The organism is Peptoniphilus sp. oral taxon 386 str. F0131 (assembly GCF_000090945.1).
In the GTDB taxonomy this organism is placed as follows: domain Bacteria; phylum Bacillota; class Clostridia; order Tissierellales; family Peptoniphilaceae; genus Anaerosphaera; species Anaerosphaera mikwangii.
In genome coordinates this window covers 590,442-608,458 of the sequence record NZ_GL349422.1, presented here as the reverse complement: position 1 = coordinate 608,458, position 18,017 = coordinate 590,442, and the positions used below count along the sequence as shown (strand labels likewise).

Genomic DNA, 18,017 nt, shown 5'->3' with positions numbered 1-18,017 from the left:
TTGTTATTTGACAACCGAATTTTTTATTCTATTTTCTTTCTTTGATATATTAAATTTTAAATAACTATTCATATCTTAATGCATCAATCGGATTTAATTTTGCAGCTTTATTTGCAGGATAATATCCAAAAAATATCCCTATTACCATAGAAAATCCTACTGCAACTAAAACTGATACGGCTGATGGCAGTGTAGGCGATTTTAATAAAATACTTCCTCCATATCCCAAAGATGTTCCAAATAGAATCCCAATTAAGCCGCCTATTGAGCAAATTATTATACTCTCTATAATGAATTGACCTCTTATATCAGAATTTGTAGCCCCAAGCGCTTTTCTAATTCCAATTTCTCTTGTTCTTTCCGTAACTGATACAAGTAATATATTCATTACTCCTATGCCTCCTACAATAAGAGATATGGCAGCTATTGCTCCTATTGCAAGTTTTATTGTTCCCATAACTTTATTTATCTGTGATATTTGAGATTCAATTGTTTGACAAGTTACCTTATAGTTTTCATTTTCATTATAGTAATTATCATTAAAAAACTTTTCAATCATAGCTGAAGTTTGTGATATGACTTCTCGGCTCTTGGCATTTACATTAATTGTCTGGTAAGATTCAGTTACTGTATTACTTGTTCCAAATTGCCTATTGCCTACTGTCATAGGAATATATACGTTTGTTGTTTCTCCCGAGGTATCTCCTCCAAAAATTCCAAAATCTATAGGTTCATATTTATATACCCCTACTACAAGGTATGTTCGTATTCCGGAATTATTTGTATTTATCTCAATTTCTGACCCAAGTGCATTTTCAACTTTCCCGCCATAAATTTTATTTACAACTTTATCTGAAATTACAGCAACTTCTTTTTGTTGATTCACATCCTTATCATCAATAAATCTTCCCGACACCATCTTTAAATTGTTTACATCTTTTGCCCCGGCTGTTACTGATTCTATTCTTACATTTGATTTTGCTCTACCCGCAAAAACTTTTCCCGATGCTCCCATACCCGAAATACTTATTGACTTTATATAATCCGAATATCTATTTAACATTTCATCAATTTGATATTGTTTAATTTTATCCCTGTCATTTATATCGGGCGTATAATCAAAATTCTGATCTTTTTCTCTCGCAGTAACAGATACACTTATAACCGTATTTCCAAATGAGTCGAAGCCTTTTGATACAGAATTTGACATTGCATGACCTATTGTCCAAATCCCTATTACCGAAGATATACCTATTATTATCCCCAGCATAGTTAAAAAGCTTCGCATTTTATTTAACCTAAGCCCTTCAATAGCTATCTTTATATTTTCAAATATACTCATTTAGACACCTCTATTCTTCCATCAGACATCGTTAAAATCCTTGGAGTTTCATCTGCGAGTTCTCTATTATGAGTTATTAAAATAATTGTCTTTTTTTGAACATCGTTTAATTTATGAAATAAATCCATTACTATTCTTCCGGTTTTTGAATCAAGTGCTCCTGTTGGTTCATCAGCAAGAATAATTTCAGGATTATTCGCCATAGCTCTTGCTATCGCAACTCTCTGTTTTTGTCCTCCTGACAATTCATTTGGATTATGATTTGCCCTTGTATCCATTTCAACAAGCCTTAACAGTTCCATAGCTCTTTCTTGTCTTTCAGCTTTGGGTACTTTACCATATAACATGGGTAATTCAACATTACCGAGTGCAGAAAGTCTTGGTATAAGGTTAAAATTTTGAAATACAAATCCTATTTTTTTATTTCTGATTATTGACAGCTCAGTATCAACCGCCTTATTTATGTCAAGTCCTCCAAGTATATATGAGCCCTCTGTGGCCCTGTCTAAAAGACCTATTATATTCATCAAAGTAGACTTTCCGCTACCGGATGCTCCTACAATTGATATGAAATCCGAATCAAAAACCTCTATATCAATCCCGTGAAGTATTTCAAGTTCATTGGGCTCGCCAATATAATATCTCTTCACAATACCCTTCATATCTATTATTTTTTGCATATTACACACCTGTTTGCATATCTACTACATTTACATCTACACCTGCACTATAATTATCAGGAGAATTTATAACTCTCATTTTCTCATTTAATTCTTTAGACTCTATAACAGACTCAAAATCATTTCCGGATGAAACGGTTACTTCGATTTCTCTGATTTTAAAAACTCCACTGTCTCCGTCAACGGCTAATATAAATGATTTTTTATTTTTCTCATATATTGCATCAGATGGAACTACAAATACATTTTGTTTTTTCTCCATAACATATTTAACTCTAATACTCATGCCGGGTTTTAAATCTGTTACTGATGTATCATCAAACGAAATTTTTGTAGTATATACAACTTCATTTGAATTTTGAGATTGGTCCCTCTTCTTTGATGGAGTAGGATTTATAGATTCAACTTTCCCCTTGAATATTTTGTCTTTACCAAATGCATCACTTGTTATCTCTACATCCATTCCAACCTTTACTCTATTTAAATCAAATTCCTTTATCTGACTTTCCACTATTGTTCTGTCTATTGTCTCAATTTTTGCAACGTAATCTGTCGGCACTTGCCCCTGTATTAAATTTTTTTCTGTAATTGTTCCATCCATTGGTGCTTTTATAACTGTTCTTTCTAAATCTTGATATAAATTTTTAAGTTCAATTGAATTTACAGTAGTATCTCCATTAGCACCCGCTGTTTTTAAGTTGTTTTTCAATGCATTTATCTCATTATCCTGTGCAACTTCAGCAACTTTTACATTTTTTATCGCATTTTCATATGCATGTTTTAAATCATCAGCATTCTTTCTATAAGACTTCAGCATATCCTGTCTTGATTTATCTGAAAGATTTTTTTGTTCTACATTTGATGAAATATTTTTGTTTGCATTTTCAAGCGCAAGCCTTTGTTGTTCAAAGTCTTTTTTCTTTTCATCAATTGTTTTTCTACCTGTTTCTACCTCTGCCTGATATTTTTTAATATCTGATTCAAGCTCAACTATTTTCGCCTTCAAATCTTTTGAAATAGTATTTAATTCAGAAATTTGATTTGTAACATTCTCAAGCTCTTTAATTAAAGAGGAATTGTCTATCATTGAATTTTTAATTTCTGCCTGAATTGAATCAATTAGCTTTTGTTGATTCTCTACACTTAATTGTAAAATATTTATTTCATTTTCATCTTTCGGAACTCTAAGCTTTTCAAATTCTAATCTATTTTTCAGATTAACCATATCCGAATTAGCCTGAGTAAGTCTCGCAGATAACACCGGATCAATTTGAGGTGCCGTACTTTGCGCTTTTAATGTCTCCTGTTTTCTCTGAAGTTCGGCAATTCTTCTGTCATTTTCCGAATCTCTCGCCTTCAAATTTCCAAGCTCTACCGATTTCATATAAGCAAGTCTTCCGCTTTCGTTAAGTGACTGAATTTCTTTATTCAATCTGTCATTAGATTGAGCATAGTTTAATCCTGCACTATTCGCTCCATTTTGTAATGAATCCATTGTGCTCTTATTGGCAACAAGCTGTTCATTATATCCTTCTTCAAGACTTTTCTTATAGTTATTATAAGTTTTTTCCGCAGTAATCCACGCATCATAAGCTGCAGTTACTGCATTATTTGCAGATACAACACTTCCATTAGTACCGTCAGATTTATTTTTTAACGCCTCATCCAACTTATCTTGAGCATTTTTAACTTGAAGTGATGTAGACTTATTTGTTGCTCCTATCATTGCACTCTTAATAGCTATCTGTTGTTTTATAGTTGTATCATCAAGTCTTGCTATCACATCACCTTTTTTTACCTGCATTCCGACTTCAATATTAATTTCTTTTACAGGTAGTGATTTCTCAGCATAAATTTGCGCTGAATCTTCGCTCAATACTTTTCCGGATTCATTTACCGCACTTACAAACTCTTTCTTTTTTAATTCTGTAGTTTCATTCTTTAAAAGAGGTTGATAGTTTCCTCCTTTATTTCTAAAAGAAAAAAATCCTATTATTAACAATAAAAAAATTCCCGCGACAATGACGGTTTTTTTACGTCTTTTAAAAAATCCCAAGATTCTTGTCATAATATCCTCCTAAATTTTTCAATATTATAATTAATTATATACCCTTATATTAAAATCTTATACGCAATATTTTTAAATAATAACAAATAAAAGTCTAAGATTTATCTAAGCCCATACTATCTCCATATAAAAATAGAGGTAAGAAATACCTTACCTCTAACATCTCATTAATCTAAATCTTCAAATCTGTACAGCGGACTTCTTTCATATGCAATTTCAGAAATTTGTGGAACGATTCTTTTAAAGTGCTCTGTACTTTGATGAGCTTCAAGGCTCTCTTTACTGTCCCACTCTTCATAAATACACAAACCGTATTTATTGTCAATATCTCTGAAAGCTTTATATACTATACATCCCTTTTCAGCTTGTGATTTTTTTACAAGTTCTTCTATAAGCTCCAAAGCTTTCTTATAATCTTCTTCTTTAAAAATTTTTCTGTTAAATAAAAACATTTTATCTTTCCTTTGCAAGTGATCCCATCGGATCCCATGGTTCAAGTTCAATTGTTTCTGTATCCCACGCCTTTAATATTTCTTCCGATAAATATTTTTTATTTACAACAACTTGATACATATATTGATCAAACCATCTATCACTCATTACAAGATATCCATCTTTTCCGCTGTCTTTTCCCCAAGAATTTTCAACTCTCCATCTTTTACTTATTCCGCCTTCATCTACTTCAACGCCCATAAATACCATTGCATGAGTCATAAGAGATTCACCGTAATCAAGTTTTTCTTCTTTTGTCATATCAAATTCCACATTAAATAAATCGTCCATTTTTATCGTTTCTGTATCAAGAACAGAACCCGACCTGTAGAAAAATTGTCCTACATCGCAACCAAACCATACAGGTTCTCCATCCTTCATTTGGGATATTGCAGCCTTCTTCAATTCTTCAATCGGCAGATTCAAATATTTTACTTTATTTCCCTCAACAACATTTCCAAGATATTTTACCGTAAATGTTCTGTTATACGGCTTATCCTTTGTAGGTGCATTTATAATTGAAATATAGTCATCTAAATTCATCTTTACATATTTATTGAAAAATTCAATCGGCGTTAAGTTTTTCTCACATATATAATTATCATCCTTATCTCTAACTTCAAAATCAAATTCTGTTGGAGGCGTACCAAGACTTATGCAAAGAGCATTATAAATTTCTTCCATGTATTTTTCTACCATGGAATTTAATTCATCCATTCCTTTTTTGCTCTCATGAGCCTTTCTAAGCTTTACAGCATATCCTCTGAGAAGTTTAGTAAGATAATCATCAAGTGCTCTTGTGTTTGATGAATTTGCACTTTCACCCATTACATATTTTGGAACCACACCATACTTCTTCACAAGATTTACAAACATGTCCCACTGTCCTCCGTCCCCAAGAGGATCTCTTAAAATATGAGCAACCAGTCTTGAATGAATATCTTCATCAAGAGTTTTTAATATACTTTCTAAAAAGTAATTACTTTTTTCAAGCTTATCGTAAAACAACGGATATGATTGAGAAAGTTCAAATGTCTTTAAATTTAAATCTTTTATTATTCTGTATCTCATCACATTAAGTGCAGAAAACATCCAACATCTTCCGGATTGTTTTTGGTTGGTGATGTCTCCTTGATTTAAATTTACATTAAAACTGTGTCTTTGTTCTTCATACACCATATTTTTTACTGCAGCTTTATCAATTCCATTTTCCATTGCAGCATTTTGTGCAACTCTATTCGCTCTATCAGCACCAAATTTATTTCTAAGTTCATCTAATTTATTAATTTTTAATTCCATATTATCACTCCTTCATAAATATTATATAATAATAAATCAATTAATTTTTTCAAGTTATAACTAATTTTCCATTTATCTAAATTAATATTTTAAAAAAAACAAAAATCTCAACTTATTTTCCATAAGTCAAGATTCTATTTAATTATTTAATATTTCTTAATATATTCTTCAACTGCAGGTATTAATGTCTCTAAAAAACTGACTTCCCCAAATGCATTTACCTTTGAAAACACATCTTGAGAACCTCCTGATGTTATAGCCGATATAAAAAGTTCTTCATCACTTTCAATTAAAGTAATGCTGAGACTTACTCTATTAGAACCTCTATAGCTGAATCTTTCAAAAATACTCACAGATGCCTTAAATTTTTCATTTTCAAAATAGCTTTGATCTTCTAAACTTGCAGTCAAACTCTTTTTTTCAATTGTATCCTTACATAGTTTTAAAACTTCATCAAAATTTCCTTTAAAACGTCTTTCATATTTTGCCATAATCTTCACCCTTATTACATAATATACTTAAAACACTTTTCTCTATTATAATTATTAAATAACAAAAATGTAATTTTCAATATTAAATTTCTAATTTCACATAGATTAATGAACATTTTTTAAATTATTTTTTCCTCTCAATATATCTATACCATGTTTTAAGAAAGGTATTATAGCTTCAAAATTTTCTCTTATCGCTTTAGGATTTCCGGGGAAATTTATTATCAAAGTATTTTTTCTAATACCCGATTCTGCTCTTGACAAATAGCTCATAGGTGTAAATTTAGCTCCATAGCTTCTCATTGCCTCTGAAATTCCCGGCACTCTCCTATCACATAATTCAATTGTAATTTCCGGAGTTATATCTCTATCAGAAAAACCCGTTCCACCTGTAGTTAATATAAGAGCTAAATCATCTTCATCAACCCATTCTTCAATAGTCTCTCTTATATTGATTCTTTCATCCGGTACTATTTTAAAATTTTTAACCTCAAATCCAAGCTTTTCTATCAATTCTATGAGTATAGGTCCCCCTAAATCTTCTCTTTCTCCCCTATACGATCTATTGCTGATAGTTAAAACCCCGGCGCTGTATTTATCACTCATAATCACCTTACAGAAGCCCCCCGACAGACATTTTTATAAATTCATCTTTATTTACAGGAGAATTTGAAAATATTTTAGGTAACAGCAAGTCCAAACTTGTCTTTGAAGAATGGATTGAAGCTCCCGGAACTCCAACTATATATGTCTTTTTTAAAACTCCTACTGTCAGCATATTTCCAGGCTGTATCGGAACTCCCTTAAATATTATATCCGAACTGATATTTCTTATAGCTGTCGGTGTAATGTCGTCAGGATCTACACTCATTCCTCCGGATAATATTAAAAGCTCTATGTCTTTACTCAATAACTCTCTCATGGATTCAAGTAATTTATCAATATCATCCGGAACAAATATTACATCTACGATTTCTCCACCATAAAATTTTAACTTTTCTCTAATCATCGGCTCAAACATATCTTTAATTCTTCCCGAATATATTTCACTGCCTGTAATTATTATTCCCACTCTCTTTTTATAAAATTTCAATACTCGATATATGGGATTATTTTCTTCTGATATTTTTTTAGCCTCTTCAACTACATCCCTTGTAGTATATAACGGAACAATTCTTCCGCCTATAAGCTTATCTCCTACATCAACAACCGTATTATTAGAAATTGAAGCAAATGTATAATCTTCGATAGAATTCAATTTAAAGGCGGCTTCTTCATTTACTTTAAAAAGTCCTCTTACTTTACTTTTAAATGTAATTTTTCCTTCAGACGGAAGTCCCCACTCAATGTTATCATCAACAATTTTAGGAGCAATTTCTAAAATTGCATCCTCTTCATGCACTTGATTATCTTCCAATTCTCCGACATATATATGTTCTTTGCCTATGTCTTTCAACTTATCTATATCATCACTTTGAATTATATGATTTCTCTTGAATAAAACTCCCTTAAAACCGTCTTTTCTGATAGATGTTATGTCGTGAATTAAAGGTTTTCCAACCGCATCTTCTGTTCGTACTTTTTCTATCATATCGGTCACCTACCTTTCAATAAAATTAATACTGTCTCCCGGAAAAATTTTTCCCTCTTTTAAAACTATACCAAAAATTCCCTCTCTCGGCATTACACAATCGCCTGTGATTTTTCTTATTTCGCATCCTTTATGACATTCTTTTCCAATCTGTGTAACTTCTATTTTTGTATTTCCTATCTCAAGTACCGTACCTACAGAAAGGTTATACAATTCTATACCCTCTGTCAAAATATTTTCAGCAAAATCTCCGGCAGATAAATTAGGAAATTCTAATTTCATTTTATTAAGACTCTCAATTCCCAACAGGCTTATTTGACGATGCCAATTACCCGCATGTGCATCTCCAATAATCCCATGATCCTTCTTTATTTCAATATATGATACCGGAATTTTCTTAGTTCCTTTTTCTTTACTTATAGATACGCTCACAACTCTCATATTACAATACTTCCATATTCTCCACTTTTACCTCCGACTTTTCCCATCAAATAAATATTAGTTAGAATAATATCTTTCTGAACAGCTTTACACATATCATAAATTGTAAGCATAGCTACTGATACAGTATGTAGTGCTTCCATTTCCACTCCGGTTTCAGAAGTAGTTTTTATTATTGACTGAACCTCAATTATATTTTTATCCTCATCCAATATAAACTTAATATCTACTCCGGACAAATTTATATTATGACACATCGGAATAATATCCGATGTTTTTTTTGCCGCCATAATTCCTGCAACTTGAGCTACTGCCAATACATCTCCTTTTTCAATAGTCTTATCCTTAATTCTCTTGAAAGTTTCGGCATTTAGCAATACTTGTCCACTTGCTGCAGCTATTCTGACTGTCTTATCTTTTTTGCTTACATCAACCATTTTTGGCATTCCATCTTCATTAAAATGAGTAAATTTTTTCATCTCATCCTCCGATTAAATTCATAGTTCTATTAGTTTCACTTTCTCCTCTAAGTAATTTATGTTGAAACGGCTTTGCAAATACTGCCTCTTTAAACTTTTCTTCTACTTGTTCTTTTGATAAATTACAAATATCAAATTCTTCCTTAGAATGTAAACATGGTTTTAATTTTCCGTCAGATGTCATCCTAATACGATTACAGTTTTCACAAAAACATGAACTTATAGGACTGATTAAACCAATTTCACCACAATATCCCGGTATTTTATACACAGATGCAACTCCAAAATTTCCAATTTGTTTTAATCCTTTAATTTTATCTAAAACTATGTCGTTTTTTACAAAAACATCTTCTTGCCAATTTTTTGTAACACCCATTCTCATTAATTCAATAAAACGCAATTCTACCGGTAATTCTTTTGTAAGTTCAACTAAATTTGATATTTCATCCACATTAATTCCGCCCATTAATACTGTATTAATTTTTACTTTAAATCCCAATTTTAAAGCTTCATCCAATCCCTCTAAAGTTGATTTTAATTTTCCCCCTCTTGTTATATCGCTAAACTTTTTAGAATCTAATGTATCCAAACTCAAATTTATCCTTTTTACATTAACTTTTTTAAGATCTTTTGCCATATCTTTCAAAAAACTACCATTTGTAGTCAAGCAAATTTCATCAATCCCAATTTTATTTGAAATTTTATGACAGAGGGGCAGAAGTCCTTCCCTTAAAAGAGGCTCTCCTCCTGTAAATCTAATCTTTTTTATACCATTTTGAGCAGATACTTTTATAATCTGCTCAATTTGCTCCATAGGAATAAGATTTACCTTATCAAAAGATTGATTATATGGCATACAATAGATACAACGAAAATTACAAACAGGAGTCAATGAAATTCTAAAATAAGAAATCTCTCTAAAATATTGATCTTTCATCGCTTATTACTCCATATTAAAATTTAATTATCTCAAAAAAATTATATCATCCGACTTAATTTGTATAAATATGTCTTCAAAATTTTTAATTCTTTCCCACTCATTATTTTCAATTTCAATATATAACGGCTTAGCAAAACTTGAAATTTTTGCAATAATCATAACTGAAAATAATTCCACTTGAACTTTATATTCATTTAAGTGAAATATATTTTCCTCTCTCTCAATATTTGCATTTAAAATTTTAAAGCTACTTGAATTTATTCCTACAATTTTATTTTCAAAATTATTCTCTAAAACTGATAAATAAATATCCCAATCAATTGCATATACTCTATCTTTTTCAACATATTTGATCTCAGAATAATTTTTAAATCCTGACAGCATTGCAGCTGAAAGTGTATTCGGCTTTAAAAATAAAGATTTTGTTTCTTGAATCGGTTCTGATTTTCCACAATGTAATACACAAACTTCATCACACATTCTATATACTTCATCTTTATTATGAGAAACTAAAATAGACGGAATATTATATTCCTCTAAAACTTGTTTTACTTCAATTTCAATCTGCCACTTTAAATATTCATCAAGTGCCGAAAAAGGTTCATCTAATAAAATCAATTTAGGATTATTTACTAAAATTCTACCAAGTGCAACACGTTGTTTTTCTCCTCCGGATAAATTATTCGGAAAACATTTTTTTAATTTTTCTATCTTTAAATCATTTAAAACAGAATTTACCTTTTTAATTTTTTCTTTATAGCTTCCGGTTCTAACTCCGGCTAATATATTTTTTTCTACAGTCATATTGGGAAATAGTGCATAATCTTGAAATAAATATCCTATGTTACGCATCTGGGGCTTAAGATCTATCGAGCTGTCAGAATCAAAAAGTACGGTATCATCCAATACTATATATCCGCTATCAGGCTTTACTAAGCCTGATAGCATCTTAAGAGTCATACTCTTTCCGCTTCCGGATGCCCCTAAAAGCCCAAGGACAGATTTGCTAAATTCAAAATTAACATCTATATTAAAATCTTTTAATCTTCGTCTTATATCAAGTTTAAGCATTATTAAAAAACTCTCCGTGATTTTTTCTTTTCTAATAAATTTATGGTAATTAAAACTGCAAAAGAAATCATTATATTTATAATTACCCATTTATATGCTATATCATCTCTTCCTATTCTCCACATATGATATACTGTTGTTGAAATAGTTGCAGTTTTCCCTGGAGTAAACCCTGAAACCATACTTGTTGCTCCATATTCACCAAGTGCTCTTGCAAAACTGAGTACAACTCCGGCAATAATACCTTGTTTACAATTCGGAAATATTATTTTCCAAAAAATCCAAATGTCATTTTTACCCAGTGTTTGAGCTGCATATTTTAAATTCCAATCAAAAGATTCAAATGCACCTCTTGCTGTTCTATACATTAACGGAAATGTTACAATCACAGTTGCAAATATTGATGAATACCAATTCATAACAAGTCTTACAGAAAATGTTTCAAGAAACCACATTCCTATTACAGTATTCGGTCCCAATAACTTAAGCAGAAAAAATCCGATTACTGTTGGCGGAAGTACCAATGGCATAGTCAGAATAACATCTAAAACACCTTTGATAATTCTAGGCAATCTTTCTATATAATATGCTATAAATATACCTGTCAAAAAAGTTATAATTGATGAAATTGATGCAATTCTAATTGAATTTAGAAGCGGATAATAATCTGTCATATCTTTATTCCACTACAGCAAATCCGACTGATTCAAAGATTTCTTTAGCGCTATCACTTTTTAAATATTCCAAAAATTCCTTAGCTTCTTTTGCATTTTTACTATTCTGTAAAATAGCCGCCGGATATATAACAGGAGTATTAATTTCACCTTCTTCTGCCTCATCTACTACTTCAAGTCCTGCTGAAAATGCATCAGTTTTATATATTATTCCACAATCAACCGCCTTTTCTGAAATCCATGTTGTTACTTCCTTTACATTTGATCCAAAAGTAATTTTATTTTGAATTTCATTCCAAATTCCCAAATTAGTTAATATTTCTTCTGAATATTGTCCTACAGGAACATCAGAATTTCCAAGTGCTATTGAACTTACAGTATCTGTATTTAAATCTTCAAAATTTTTTATCGATTTTACATTTCCGTTCGGAACAACAAGAACAACTTTATTTTCCAATAAATTAATTCTGCTTTCAGAATCTATCGGATTTGAAATTTCTTCTTTTGATTCTTTCGGATCAATGGCATTCATTTGTTTTAATGCTGCTGAAATAAATACATCACAAGTTGCTCCCTCATCTATTTGTGTCTTTAATGTTCCTGATGAATCAAATGTATATATCAATTCTATTTCAGGATGTTCTTCTTCATAAAGAGTCTTAATTTTTTCCAATGTTTCAGTCATAGATGCCGCCGCAAATACTACCAACTCTTTTTTCTCATCATTCTTTCCCATTTCCTTATTATCCTTTCCTTGACATGCTGTTAATATAACAAGCAAAGTTACAACTAACACTAATAATTTTTTATTCATTTCTTCCTCCTAATATGATACTAAAAACTTTCATACAATATTTTTAAACTTTCGATTTGTTTTTAAATACATGATGAAAATGAGCAAATACTATCTTAAAAATTATACCATATAGTCTTTAAAAAGTAACTCTATCATTTAAATGTATAATCAGAAATTTTATATCTTCTAAAGATTAAAATAGAATAAATCTTGTAATTTACTTAACTTTTTAAATCTGTTTACTCTTATGATTATATACAATTCTTATAATAGTTTTAATTTATTATTATCCTGCCGACATAATTCTCAATTCGTATTGTTTTTAATAATAATTCAATATTTTTCAATATCAGATGAGTAGGATAATATGAAATCAAAAATAATTTATCCTTAATTTTCAGTTTTATAAATAAAAAAGGAAAGTGATTTTTCACTTTCCTCAGGTGTTTTTATTGCTCTACTAATTTTTGACCGTTAATCTTAACTCCGGGTCCCATAGTTGTTGCAACTGTAACCGACTTTAGATATCTTCCCTTTGCAGCTGCCGGCTTAGCCTTTATTATAGCTGACATAAGTGATCTAAAGTTGTCTTCTAACTTTTCAGTTCCAAATGAAACTTTTCCGATAGGTACATTGATTATAGCAGCTTTATCTACTCTATATTCTACCTTTCCGGCTTTAGTTTCTTTTACTGCATTTCCTACATCAAAAGTTACTGTTCCTGATTTAGGGTTTGGCATTAATCCCTTAGGTCCTAAAACTCTACCGATTTTACCAACTACACCCATCATATCAGGTGTTGCAATTACAACGTCGAATTCAAACCAGTTTTCTTTTTGGATTTTTTCAACTAATTCTTCTCCACCTACATAATCAGCACCGGCTTCCTCAGCTTCTTTAAGTTTATCTGCTTTTGCTAATACAAGAACTCTTTTAACTTTACCTGTTCCATGAGGAAGTACTGTAGTACCTCTTACTTGTTGGTCGGCATGTCTTGGATCTACTCCAAGTCTTACTGCAAGTTCAACAGTTGAATCGAATTTTGTAACTGAAGTTTTTTGAACAAGTTCAATAGCTTCTGTTACATCATACAATTTAGTTTTATCTACAAGCTTTGCGCTTTCTAAATATTTTTTACCTCTTTTTGGCATTAAAATCCCTCCTTGTGGTTTTAACGGAAACTTCCTCCCACTACTCTACTACTTCTACACCCATACTTCTTGCTGTACCTGAAATCATGCTCATAGCAGCTTCAACGCTTGCTGCATTTAAGTCTTTCATTTTTAGTTCAGCAATTTCTTTTACTTGTGCTTTTGTAATCTTACCTACTTTCTTCTTATTAGGTTCTCCACTACCTGAATTTAGATTGATAGTTTTCTTAATAAGAACTGCTGCCGGTGGTGTCTTAGTTATGAATGTAAATGATCTGTCTTGATATACAGTCAATACTACCGGAATTATAAGACCGGCTTGATCAGCTGTCTTTGCATTAAATTCCTTTGTAAACTGCATAATATTTACACCGTGAGGTCCAAGTGCTGTACCTACCGGTGGAGCTGGTGTTGCCTTTCCAGCCGGAATTTGTAATTTGACTAATGCTATTACTTTTTTTGCCATTTTCTTTCCTCCTTGTGGTTTAGGCGGGAATATCCCTCCCACTTCTTGAAGCTTTTAGCTTCTACTACTGTTTAATAACTTGATTAAAATCCAATTCAACTAATGTGTCACGTCCAAACATAGAAACCGATACTTTAATTTTTTTCTTTTCATAATTACAAGAATCAATTTTTCCTACAAAGTCATTGAATGGTCCGCTAATTACTTTAACAGTCTCTCCAACTTCGTATTCTCCAAAAATTTCTTTATTATCACACACTCCGAGTGTAATAACTTCTTCGTCTGAAAGTGGCACAGGTTTTGATCCCGGTCCTACGAATCCTGTTACGCCTCTTGTATTTCTAACAAGATACCAAGATTCATCGTTCATTATCATTTTCACAAGAACATAACTTGGAAATAATTTTCTCTCTTTAACTTTTTTTGAACCTTCTTTATTCTCAACGTACTCTTCAATTGGAACTTGGATGTCAAAAATCAAATCTTCCATGTTTCGATTCACGACCATGGCTTCCATGTTTGCCTTAACTTTGTTCTCATGTCCTGAATAAGTGTGGATCACATACCATTTCGCTTCTTTTTCTCTATCTTCCAAATTGATTTGTCTTTCATCTTCCATAAATACCACCACTTTTAAATGATGAATTTAAACAATGTTAACACAATTTTGTCGTATAGAGCTAAAAGAAGAGAGAATAATATGCTAACTACAATTACTATTGCACTGTAATTTAAAACTTCTTGTTTAGTTGGCCAAACAACTTTCTTGAATTCAGATTTTACTCCTCTAAAGTATTTTGATAGACTTTTTTCTTCAGTCTTTTTTACAGAATCCTTTGCTGCCAATTTTATTCCTCCTTTTAAATTACTTTGTTTCCTTGTGAGTTGTGTGCTCCTTACAGAACTTACAATATTTTTTTAGCTCAATTCTTTCAGTATTAGTCTTCTTATTCTTGTAGGTAATGTAATTTCTTTGTTTACATTGTGTACATTCTAATACTACTCTGTCAGCCATAAAAACACCTCCTATTAATAGGGGTATACCCTTAATTTAAGTCATAATGACCCTATATTAAAATTTACCTAAATAGATTATCACAACTATGCAATTTTGTAAAGTAATTTCGATTTTATAACAACAGTTTATTTATTCTAATCCTAAAAAATCAAGTTGCCTTAATGCTTCAAATAATATTATATTTGCAGAATTCGAAAGATTTAAACTTCTTCCGTAATCTTTAAGCATAGGAATTTTTATGCAATGCTCAATATCATTAAATAAAATACTTTCGGGAATACCCCTTGTTTCAGGACCGAACATTATATAATCTCCGTCTTTAAACTTTACATCCGTATACTTCTGCTCTGCCTTTGTCGTTGCAAAATATAAACTTGCTCCGTCTTTCATTTCATCTTCATTCTTTTCTAAAAAATCATCGTAACTCTTGTAGTAATTTATATCTACCAAGTGCCAATAATCAAGCCCCGCTCTTTTTAAATGACTGCTGTCCACCGAAAATCCAAGAGGCTCAATTAAATGAAGCCTTGTTTTTGTAAGTCCACATGTTCTTGCAATTGCTCCTGTATTAAACGGTATTTCCGGTTCATAAAAAACTATATTTAACATTCTATTCTCCTCTTATTATCTTTTCTGCCGCCTTTATTCCATCGATTGCAGAAGAAACTATCCCTCCGGAATACCCTGAACCTTCTCCTATGGGATATAAATTCATAATTCCCTCCGCTTTTAAATTTTCATCTCTCAATATTCTGACAGGACTGGAACTTCTTGTTTCCACTCCGGTTAAAATTCCGTCAGATATGGCAAATCCCTTCAGTTTTCTGTCCATATTTATAATACTGTTTGAAATTACTTCGTCTACTATATCCGGATATATACCTCTGAGATTTGAAAGTGTATAACCGGGCTTAATTGTAGGCTTAACAAGGCCAAGTTTTGTTGTCGCTCTATTTTCCAGATAGTCTGCTATTTTTTGAATCGGAGCAAAATAGTTTGAACCGCCAAGTTCAAACGCTCTTTTTTCTATCCGTTTTTGGAACTCCATCCCCGCCAATAATTCTGTTCCGTAAATACTCTCATCAACTGTTACTATAAGCGCGGAATTTGCATTCTCTCCATTTCTCTTGTGATAGCTCATTCCATTTACACACAACATTCCCCTTTCAGATGATGCATTTATTACATATCCTCCTGGACACATACAGAATGTATATCCGCTAAGCCCTAAATTTTTATCATTGTATGTCAACATATAACTTGCGGCAGGCAAGCTTTCATTTTCACACTTATACTGGCTGAAATTTATATTTTTTTGTAAATGCTCTATTCTAAAACCGACTGCAAACGGTTTGTTTTTCATCTTTATTTTTTTAGACAACATATAAAAAGTATCTCGAGATGAATTTCCGAGAGCAAGCACATAATTATCGGCATACATCTTTTTATCTTTTGCAATTATATTTTTAACTTTTGCATTTTCTATGCATATGTCTGAAAATACTGTATTAAATTCAAATTCGCCTCCATTTTTTAAAATGAAGTTTCTCATGTTTACAATTACTTTTCTAAGTATGTCAGTTCCTATATGAGGTTTAGCATCATACAATATATCTTGAGGTGCTCCATTTTCTACAAATATTTTAAGCACCTCTCTAACTCTGATATCCTTTGAACGAGCTGTGAGTTTCCCGTCAGAAAATGTTCCCGCTCCGCCTTCGCCGAATTGAATATTTGAATTTATATTCAGTTCTTTTCCGTTCAAAAAACTGTCTATGCTCTTTATTCTGTCCTCAATCTGTTCTCCACGCTCAATTATCATAACATCACAGTCGTACTTTGAAAGTATATAGCCGCAAAACAATCCGGCAGGTCCGCTACCTACGATTACAGTTTTAGATTTTTTATGAGGTAATGAAATTTCAAAATTAGGCTCCTCATAAAAAACCGCATCCTTTATTTTTGAAAGTTTTTTCTCGGATATATTTTCTTTTATAATTACCTGATAATTAAATGTAATGCTGTTTCTTGCATCTATTGATTTTCTATATATTTCATATTCAAATTTTTCAAGTTTTAAAACCTTTTTTAACTTGGATTCAAGCAGTTGTATGCTATCCTGCTCAAGCTTTATATTCTTTATTAAAATCATATTATCCTCTATTTAATTAGATAAAATCCTATGCCGAATGAAATTAAATTTGCAATTATAACGCTAACAGTATTTCTAAATTTTCCGAAACTCTCAAGTGTAGCTCCAAGATAAACTCCCTCAAGTGCGAATATAAAAATCTCAACCGGAATTATAATGGTCAACGCAAAAAAACTTCCACTTTTAATCAGTGCATATGTCAAAATAACATTAAGTAAAATTTGAGTAATTAAATTTAATATAACAATTTTTCTTAAATCCCTCTTTGTTCTATATCCTACTAAGTACAAAAATCCAACTTCCAAAATCAGTGTAATAACAAAAGTTTTTAAAAATTGCAGCGAATATAGTGCCAACAAAAAGTAATTTCTCTTTACCTGCATATTCTCATAATTAAAGCTGAACTCTTCATTAAAAGCTTTTACCTCGACTTCATTTGAATATGACACTTCACCTTTTGAATTTATGACTGCTATTTTAAATTTACTCGGAACTCTATAGCTATAGTTATATGTATCGTAACCTTTTGTTTCTGATACTCTTAACCATATGGGAATTCCTCCCTCACTTTCTCGATGAACAATCAATTTATGCTCATCAGCAAACTTTAAAAATTCAGATTCCCCTATTTTTTCTTCTTCATACAAATTATAATCCTTATAGTTATCGCACGATAAATATATCTTGAAACCTTGCGGTACATTATATACTCTTATATTCATTTCAGGCTTAGGTCCCATATCTGCAAATACTGATGTCGGTATCAAAAATAGCAATATTAGAAAAGAAAAAAAATTTTTCATATCCTCACCCTCCAAACTCAAATTAAAAATAGTAGTCTTTCGACTACTATTATATAATAATAA

At 31.3% G+C, this 18,017-nt stretch carries 22 protein-coding genes; all 22 read right to left on the bottom strand.

All coding sequences use genetic code 11. The features are described from left to right. Window positions 1-64 precede the first annotated feature (64 nt). Window positions 65-1,342 (bottom strand): ABC transporter permease, encoded by a 1,278-nt coding sequence (locus tag HMPREF0629_RS02900; RefSeq protein WP_039856531.1) that lies wholly within the window; start codon window positions 1,340-1,342, stop codon window positions 65-67. After that, complete coding sequence (locus HMPREF0629_RS02895) at window positions 1,339-2,022, bottom strand: ABC transporter ATP-binding protein (RefSeq protein ID WP_036729529.1); 684 nt, start codon at window positions 2,020-2,022, stop codon at window positions 1,339-1,341. The genes HMPREF0629_RS02900 and HMPREF0629_RS02895 overlap by 4 nt, the downstream gene beginning before the upstream one ends. A gap of 1 nt (window position 2,023) precedes the next feature. Further along, the gene (locus HMPREF0629_RS02890; RefSeq protein WP_009221877.1) at window positions 2,024-4,090 is read right to left on the bottom strand and encodes an HlyD family efflux transporter periplasmic adaptor subunit; all 2,067 of its coding nucleotides are present in this window, start codon (window positions 4,088-4,090) and stop codon (window positions 2,024-2,026) included. A gap of 167 nt (window positions 4,091-4,257) precedes the next feature. Next, window positions 4,258-4,542: a putative quinol monooxygenase gene (locus tag HMPREF0629_RS02885; RefSeq protein WP_009221876.1), complete on the bottom strand. Its 285-nt coding sequence runs from the start codon at window positions 4,540-4,542 to the stop codon at window positions 4,258-4,260. Between the two features lies 1 nt (window position 4,543). Continuing rightward, complete coding sequence (locus tag HMPREF0629_RS02880; protein ID WP_009221875.1) at window positions 4,544-5,881, bottom strand: aminopeptidase C; 1,338 nt, start codon at window positions 5,879-5,881, stop codon at window positions 4,544-4,546. 146 nt (window positions 5,882-6,027) lie between these two features. Then, window positions 6,028-6,372, bottom strand: a complete 345-nt coding sequence (locus tag HMPREF0629_RS02875; protein ID WP_009221874.1) for a DUF6054 family protein — start codon at window positions 6,370-6,372, stop codon at window positions 6,028-6,030. Window positions 6,373-6,477: 105 nt separating this feature from the next. Further along, complete coding sequence (locus HMPREF0629_RS02870) at window positions 6,478-6,978, bottom strand: molybdenum cofactor biosynthesis protein B (protein WP_009221873.1); 501 nt, start codon at window positions 6,976-6,978, stop codon at window positions 6,478-6,480. Window positions 6,979-6,985: 7 nt separating this feature from the next. Beyond that, on the bottom strand, window positions 6,986-7,963 hold the full coding sequence (locus HMPREF0629_RS02865) for a molybdopterin-binding protein (RefSeq protein ID WP_050747985.1): 978 nt from the start codon (window positions 7,961-7,963) through the stop codon (window positions 6,986-6,988). Between the two features lie 9 nt (window positions 7,964-7,972). Continuing rightward, window positions 7,973-8,404, bottom strand: a complete 432-nt coding sequence (locus HMPREF0629_RS08130; RefSeq protein ID WP_009221871.1) for an MOSC domain-containing protein — start codon at window positions 8,402-8,404, stop codon at window positions 7,973-7,975. Next, entirely contained in the window at window positions 8,401-8,883 is a 483-nt protein-coding gene (gene moaC, locus HMPREF0629_RS08125; protein ID WP_009221870.1) for a cyclic pyranopterin monophosphate synthase MoaC, read from the bottom strand. Before moaC ends, HMPREF0629_RS08130 begins: the two co-directional genes overlap by 4 nt. A gap of 1 nt (window position 8,884) precedes the next feature. Beyond that, complete coding sequence (gene moaA, locus HMPREF0629_RS02850; RefSeq protein ID WP_009221869.1) at window positions 8,885-9,820, bottom strand: GTP 3',8-cyclase MoaA; 936 nt, start codon at window positions 9,818-9,820, stop codon at window positions 8,885-8,887. Between the two features lie 27 nt (window positions 9,821-9,847). Continuing rightward, window positions 9,848-10,894 (bottom strand): sulfate/molybdate ABC transporter ATP-binding protein, encoded by a 1,047-nt coding sequence (locus HMPREF0629_RS02845; protein ID WP_050747984.1) that lies wholly within the window; start codon window positions 10,892-10,894, stop codon window positions 9,848-9,850. Between the two features lie 2 nt (window positions 10,895-10,896). Then, window positions 10,897-11,568, bottom strand: coding sequence for a molybdate ABC transporter permease subunit (gene modB / locus HMPREF0629_RS02840; RefSeq protein WP_039856527.1), 672 nt, complete (start codon window positions 11,566-11,568; stop codon window positions 10,897-10,899). Window positions 11,569-11,572: 4 nt separating this feature from the next. After that, a complete protein-coding gene (modA, locus tag HMPREF0629_RS02835; protein WP_009221868.1) occupies window positions 11,573-12,382 on the bottom strand; it encodes a molybdate ABC transporter substrate-binding protein in 810 nt (269 codons plus the stop codon). 431 nt (window positions 12,383-12,813) lie between these two features. Further along, window positions 12,814-13,515 carry a 50S ribosomal protein L1 gene (gene rplA / locus HMPREF0629_RS02830; RefSeq protein WP_009221867.1) on the bottom strand — a complete coding sequence of 234 codons (702 nt, stop codon included), beginning with the start codon at window positions 13,513-13,515 and terminating at the stop codon, window positions 12,814-12,816. Window positions 13,516-13,555: 40 nt separating this feature from the next. Beyond that, window positions 13,556-13,981 carry a 50S ribosomal protein L11 gene (gene rplK, locus HMPREF0629_RS02825; protein WP_009221866.1) on the bottom strand — a complete coding sequence of 142 codons (426 nt, stop codon included), beginning with the start codon at window positions 13,979-13,981 and terminating at the stop codon, window positions 13,556-13,558. A 64-nt stretch (window positions 13,982-14,045) separates the two neighbouring features. Beyond that, on the bottom strand, window positions 14,046-14,600 hold the full coding sequence (gene nusG, locus HMPREF0629_RS02820) for a transcription termination/antitermination protein NusG (RefSeq protein ID WP_036729551.1): 555 nt from the start codon (window positions 14,598-14,600) through the stop codon (window positions 14,046-14,048). A gap of 14 nt (window positions 14,601-14,614) precedes the next feature. Next, window positions 14,615-14,827, bottom strand: a complete 213-nt coding sequence (gene secE, locus HMPREF0629_RS02815; RefSeq protein WP_009221864.1) for a preprotein translocase subunit SecE — start codon at window positions 14,825-14,827, stop codon at window positions 14,615-14,617. A 19-nt stretch (window positions 14,828-14,846) separates the two neighbouring features. Further along, window positions 14,847-14,996, bottom strand: a complete 150-nt coding sequence (gene rpmG / locus HMPREF0629_RS02810) for a 50S ribosomal protein L33 (protein ID WP_009221863.1) — start codon at window positions 14,994-14,996, stop codon at window positions 14,847-14,849. A 132-nt stretch (window positions 14,997-15,128) separates the two neighbouring features. Next, window positions 15,129-15,608: a tRNA (cytidine(34)-2'-O)-methyltransferase gene (locus HMPREF0629_RS02805; RefSeq protein WP_009221862.1), complete on the bottom strand. Its 480-nt coding sequence runs from the start codon at window positions 15,606-15,608 to the stop codon at window positions 15,129-15,131. 1 nt (window position 15,609) lies between these two features. Then, a complete protein-coding gene (locus tag HMPREF0629_RS02800; RefSeq protein ID WP_009221861.1) occupies window positions 15,610-17,151 on the bottom strand; it encodes an NAD(P)/FAD-dependent oxidoreductase in 1,542 nt (513 codons plus the stop codon). Between the two features lie 8 nt (window positions 17,152-17,159). Continuing rightward, a complete protein-coding gene (locus tag HMPREF0629_RS02795; protein ID WP_009221860.1) occupies window positions 17,160-17,954 on the bottom strand; it encodes a hypothetical protein in 795 nt (264 codons plus the stop codon). Window positions 17,955-18,017 lie beyond the last annotated feature (63 nt).

Bases quoted from the DNA above. Each gene is read 5' to 3' on its own strand.
- HMPREF0629_RS02900 (WP_039856531.1), bottom strand. From the start codon at position 1,342: ATGAGTATATTTGAAAATATAAAGATAGCTATTGAAGGGCTTAGGTTA.
- HMPREF0629_RS02895 (WP_036729529.1), bottom strand. From the start codon at position 2,022: ATGCAAAAAATAATAGATATGAAGGGTATTGTGAAGAGATATTATATT.
- HMPREF0629_RS02890 (WP_009221877.1), bottom strand. From the start codon at position 4,090: ATGACAAGAATCTTGGGATTTTTTAAAAGACGTAAAAAAACCGTCATT.
- HMPREF0629_RS02885 (WP_009221876.1), bottom strand. From the start codon at position 4,542: ATGTTTTTATTTAACAGAAAAATTTTTAAAGAAGAAGATTATAAGAAA.
- HMPREF0629_RS02880 (WP_009221875.1), bottom strand. From the start codon at position 5,881: ATGGAATTAAAAATTAATAAATTAGATGAACTTAGAAATAAATTTGGT.
- HMPREF0629_RS02875 (WP_009221874.1), bottom strand. From the start codon at position 6,372: ATGGCAAAATATGAAAGACGTTTTAAAGGAAATTTTGATGAAGTTTTA.
- HMPREF0629_RS02870 (WP_009221873.1), bottom strand. From the start codon at position 6,978: ATGAGTGATAAATACAGCGCCGGGGTTTTAACTATCAGCAATAGATCG.
- HMPREF0629_RS02865 (WP_050747985.1), bottom strand. From the start codon at position 7,963: ATGATAGAAAAAGTACGAACAGAAGATGCGGTTGGAAAACCTTTAATT.
- HMPREF0629_RS08130 (WP_009221871.1), bottom strand. From the start codon at position 8,404: ATGAGAGTTGTGAGCGTATCTATAAGTAAAGAAAAAGGAACTAAGAAA.
- moaC (WP_009221870.1), bottom strand. From the start codon at position 8,883: ATGAAAAAATTTACTCATTTTAATGAAGATGGAATGCCAAAAATGGTT.
- moaA (WP_009221869.1), bottom strand. From the start codon at position 9,820: ATGAAAGATCAATATTTTAGAGAGATTTCTTATTTTAGAATTTCATTG.
- HMPREF0629_RS02845 (WP_050747984.1), bottom strand. From the start codon at position 10,894: ATGCTTAAACTTGATATAAGACGAAGATTAAAAGATTTTAATATAGAT.
- modB (WP_039856527.1), bottom strand. From the start codon at position 11,568: ATGACAGATTATTATCCGCTTCTAAATTCAATTAGAATTGCATCAATT.
- modA (WP_009221868.1), bottom strand. From the start codon at position 12,382: ATGAATAAAAAATTATTAGTGTTAGTTGTAACTTTGCTTGTTATATTA.
- rplA (WP_009221867.1), bottom strand. From the start codon at position 13,515: ATGCCAAAAAGAGGTAAAAAATATTTAGAAAGCGCAAAGCTTGTAGAT.
- rplK (WP_009221866.1), bottom strand. From the start codon at position 13,981: ATGGCAAAAAAAGTAATAGCATTAGTCAAATTACAAATTCCGGCTGGA.
- nusG (WP_036729551.1), bottom strand. From the start codon at position 14,600: ATGGAAGATGAAAGACAAATCAATTTGGAAGATAGAGAAAAAGAAGCG.
- rpmG (WP_009221863.1), bottom strand. From the start codon at position 14,996: ATGGCTGACAGAGTAGTATTAGAATGTACACAATGTAAACAAAGAAAT.
- HMPREF0629_RS02805 (WP_009221862.1), bottom strand. From the start codon at position 15,608: ATGTTAAATATAGTTTTTTATGAACCGGAAATACCGTTTAATACAGGA.
- HMPREF0629_RS02800 (WP_009221861.1), bottom strand. From the start codon at position 17,151: ATGATTTTAATAAAGAATATAAAGCTTGAGCAGGATAGCATACAACTG.
- HMPREF0629_RS02795 (WP_009221860.1), bottom strand. From the start codon at position 17,954: ATGAAAAATTTTTTTTCTTTTCTAATATTGCTATTTTTGATACCGACA.